2 protein-coding genes are annotated in these 2,815 nt (G+C 68.5%); both read left to right on the forward strand.

Going from position 1 to position 2,815, the window contains the following annotated elements:
* The first annotated feature begins 36 nt into the window (after positions 1-36).
* Positions 37-573, forward strand: coding sequence for a DciA family protein (locus AC08OP_RS23685; RefSeq protein WP_476616191.1), 537 nt, complete (start codon positions 37-39; stop codon positions 571-573).
* 330 nt (positions 574-903) lie between these two features.
* Positions 904-2,815 (forward strand): DNA topoisomerase (ATP-hydrolyzing) subunit B (gyrB, locus tag AC08OP_RS23690; RefSeq protein WP_476616192.1); only part of this gene is annotated, 1,912 nt, incomplete at its 3' end.

A 2,815-nucleotide genomic window follows, 5' to 3' on the forward strand; every position in this document is an offset into this window, starting at 1 on the left:
GGTCCGGCCGGACCCGGCCCTGGTTGCGGTGGCGGGATGCCAGGTGCTGACGGCGGCACGTGGGCCGATGAGGAGGCATCCGCCGGCGCCACCGGGACGGGCGGCCCGTGGGGCCCGGGCTCTCGGGCCCGCCTCGGTGCCCGGCGGGCCGACCCGTCGGACGACCAGGTGCCCCGCCGGCCGCGGATGCCGGGCATCGCACCGCCCGGCCGGGAATGGCGCGAACCGGTCGGTTTCGGGACGGCGATCAACCGGCTGCTGGCGGCCCGTGGTTGGAAGGCTCAGGCGAGCGATGCGAACGTCCTGGCCCGATGGGATGTCATCGTCGGGCCGGACATCGCCGACCACTGCACCCCGGTGTCCCTGCGTGACGGAGACCTGGAACTTGTCGCGGAGTCGACGGCCTGGGCGACCCAGCTGCGCATGCTGTCCCGGCAGCTCCTCGGCATCCTGCACCGGGAGCTCGGTCCACACGTGGTCCGCCGGATCGTTGTGCGTGGACCGACGGCGCCGTCCTGGCGGCACGGGTCCATCCGAACCGGCGGTCGAGGACCCCGTGACACCTACGGCTGAGACCGGCGTTCGGCTGGCGCCCGCCTGACGCTCCCTGCGCCCCTGCGCTCTCCAGTAGCCCCGGTGCTCCAGGCGCCCCTTGGCGCCTGGAGCGTGCCTGTGGTATCCGTCGGGGCGACTGAGGTGATCATGACGGTTCCGCGGGGTCGCGGTGCCGGTGACAGGCGTGGAGGCGCGCCAAGGCGGTCGGGGGAGTCGGTCCGGTAGGGGGGGTTGGCCATCCCCATGTGCGTGGCGCTGCGCAGACGTCAGAGGGCTCCCTGCGTCCGCTATGGCGGGTTGCCGGGTAGACTGGTGGATACTTCCGCCCAGAACGAGGGGACCCGCCGCGTGGCCTACGATGCAAGTTCGATCAAGGTTCTCGAAGGTCTTGACGCGGTCCGCAAGCGTCCTGGCATGTACATCGGCTCCACTGGAGAGCGTGGACTGCATCATCTCGTCTACGAGGTCGTGGACAACGCGGTGGACGAGGCGCTCGCCGGTTACTGCGACACCATCACCGTGACGCTGCTTGCCGACGGCGGGGTGCGGGTCACCGACAACGGCCGCGGCATTCCCGTCGGCATGCATCCCACCGAGAAGCGGCCCGCCGTCGAGGTCGTGCTGACCACCCTGCACGCCGGCGGGAAGTTCGACGGCAAATCGTATGCGGTGTCCGGCGGGCTGCACGGAGTCGGCGTCAGCGTGGTCAACGCGCTGTCCACCCGGCTCGACGTGGAGATCCAGCGGGAGGGGCACGTCTGGTTCCAGCCGTACGTGGCGACCCGCCCGGACAAGCCGCTGGCCAAGACCGGTACCACCCGCAAGACCGGGACGTCGGTCACCTTCTGGGCGGATCCGACGATCTTCGAGACCACCGAGTACAAGTACGAGACGCTCTCCCGCCGCCTGCAGGAGATGGCCTTCCTCAACAAGGGGCTGTCGATCACGCTCGTCGACGAGCGTGACGAGGAACGCATGGCGGTCACCTACAAGTACGCCAACGGCCTGGTCGACTTCGTCGGTCACCTCAACGCCACGAAGGACACCATCCACCGCAGCGTGATCTCGCTGGAGTCGAAGGGCGTGGGCATCGAGGCCGAGCTCGCGATGCAGTGGAACGGCGGCTACACCGAGTCGGTCTACACCTTCGCGAACACCATCAACACCCACGAGGGCGGCACCCACGAGGAGGGTTTCCGGGCCGCGCTGACCAGCGCCGTCAACGCCTACGCCAAGGACCAGAACCTGCTCAAGCCGGTGAAGGCCGGGGCCAAGAACAGCGACGAGCGGCTCTCCGGCGACGACATCCGGGAGGGCCTTACCGCGATCATCTCGGTGAAGCTCGCGCAGCCGCAGTTCGAGGGCCAGACCAAGACCAAGCTCGGCAACACCGAGGCCAAGAAGTTCATCCAGGAGATGTGCTACTCGGCGCTCAAGGACTGGTTCGAGGTCAACCGCACCGAGGCCCGGGCTATCGTCAGCAAGGCGCTCGACGCCCAGCGGGCCCGCATCGCCGCCCGTCAGGCCCGCGATCTGACCCGGCGCAAGGGTCTGCTCGGCGGCACCGGTCTGCCGGGCAAGCTCGCCGACTGCCAGTACACCGATCCCGAGCGGTGCGAGCTGTACATCGTCGAGGGTGACTCGGCGGGTGGGTCGGCCAAGGGCGGTCGGGACTCGAAGTTCCAGGCGATCCTCCCGCTGCGAGGAAAGATCCTCAACGTCGAGAAGGCCCGCATCGACCGCGTCCTGAAGAACACCGAGGTCCAGGCCCTCATCCAGGCGCTGGGTACCGGCATCCACGACGATTTCGACATCGCGAAACTGCGCTACCACAAGATCGTATTGATGGCGGACGCCGACGTCGACGGCCAGCACATCCGGACCCTGCTGCTGACGCTGCTGTTCCGGTTCATGCGCCCGCTGGTCGAGGCCGGTCACGTGTTTCTGGCGCAGCCGCCGCTCTACAAGATCAAATGGGGTAGGGAGGACTGGGAGTACGCCTACTCCGACCGGGAGCGCGACGGGCTGGTCGCCCGCGGGGTGGAGTCCGGGCGCAAGCTGCCCAAGGATGCCATCCAGCGCTTCAAGGGTCTCGGCGAGATGAACGCCACCGAGCTGTGGGACACCACCATGGACCCGGACCGGCGCATCCTGCTGCAGGTCACGCTCGACGACGCGGCGGTCGCCGACGAGTTGTTCTCCGTGCTCATGGGTGAGGATGTCGACGCGCGTCGCAGCTTCATCCAACGTAATGCCAAGG

This window comes from Frankia sp. CeRuru1, assembly GCF_977966315.1.